This window comes from Ferroplasma sp. Type II (assembly GCF_000496155.1).
Genome location: NZ_KI542840.1, coordinates 2,217 through 3,616, shown reverse-complemented (window position 1 = coordinate 3,616; position 1,400 = coordinate 2,217). Strand labels below are relative to the sequence as shown.

At 34.9% G+C, this 1,400-nt stretch carries 2 protein-coding genes; one reads left to right on the top strand and one right to left on the bottom strand.

Annotation, left to right across the window (positions count from 1 at the left end; genetic code table 11):
* Positions 1 to 692: DNA primase small subunit domain-containing protein (locus AMDU4_RS13625; protein WP_021788508.1), on the top strand; the 692-nt coding region annotated here is incomplete at its 5' end.
* Here AMDU4_RS13625 and AMDU4_RS13620 read toward each other — a convergent pair.
* Positions 689 to 1,255 carry a hypothetical protein gene (locus AMDU4_RS13620; protein ID WP_021788507.1) on the bottom strand — a complete coding sequence of 189 codons (567 nt, stop codon included), beginning with the start codon at positions 1,253 to 1,255 and terminating at the stop codon, positions 689 to 691. The genes AMDU4_RS13625 and AMDU4_RS13620 overlap by 4 nt on opposite strands.
* Positions 1,256 to 1,400: the final 145 nt, after the last annotated feature.

The window sequence follows — 1,400 nt, the reverse complement described above, 5'->3', positions numbered from 1 at the left end:
ACAGAATATACACCATGGATTCTGATTCAAGAAGGGAAATAGGGGATTATATACGAATTGAAGGATTGAATATGGAAGACCTGAAAATGCTTGATGACAGCTATTTTGAATTTGGCATACTTAAAAAATTCAATATTTACATATCAAATTTCTATAAAAATTTGGATGAAAATTATATAAAAAATGTATTTGGTAAGGCATGGTGGAATTATATTAATTACCTGGAAAAATTTTACAACGGAGAGAAAATTATAGATTTTCTGCGAAATGATAAGGGAAATAAATTCAAATTGCTGATAAAACAGAATAAAAGCAATGAAAAAGCCTCCATAGATTATGACAGGATAATGCTTGAAAAGATCCTTGAGGATTTCAAAAAAAGTGCACTTGCCGAGATAGATGAGCCTGTAACTACCGATATACACCGACTCATAAGATTTCCATACAGCCTGCATGGCAAAACAGGGCTCATGGTGAAGCCCATTGCTATAGATGATTTAAAGGCCTTCACCCCTCTTGACGAAGCCATACCTGATATTTTTCTGGACAGGGAGGCAAAAATCAATTTAAAAATAGACAAGTTCTCCATTAAAATGAATAAAGAGAATTACAACATATTTAGGGGTGAAAATTCAGTACCTCTATACGTGGCCATATTTACGAATGCCATTAACGTTGCTGAATTTATTTAGTCGGTGAGGTCAAGACTTTTTAACCTCTTAAGAAAATCTCCTGGATTTGTGTCAAATAGGGATACGAGCTTAATCAGGTCTTCCCCTTCTATTAGCTCTCTGGTTTTATCCTTGAATGGTAATAGGTCTGCTTTTTTCAGTATACCCTTTTCACCAAGGTCTATTATGGTTTCCCACGCGTTCAGTCGTATGTACTGATTTGAAGACTTAAGGACAATGAAAAGATATTTTTTATTGTCATCATAATCTATTTCACGGATAATCCCGGCTTTGACAAGCATAGGTATCATGTGCCATGCATCACTTACTACTCCTGGATTTTCGCTTTTCAGGCTTTCTATAAAAACATCCTTATATGGACTTAGATACGTACTATGTAAATAACCTCCGTTTACCAGGTCAAGGGCATTCCACCATGCGGTTAAATCACCGTTTTTGATATATGGTATAAGATTTGATTTTCTTCTTTCTATATCCTCCTTTCCAATATAGCCCGAATCAGCAAATCTTCTGGCCAGAACCCATGCATGTACCTTTACAATTTCATCTGTTGTTGTAAGCAAATCAAGGAATTTTTCTTTGTTTTCAATAACATATTCCCTGCTCAGTATATGGTTATCAATAAGAAAATCAACCTTGTACCANGCATCCAGCCTGGAAAATTGATCATCCAGTGACAGTGATTTTAAGTATATGGTTTATTGTTTT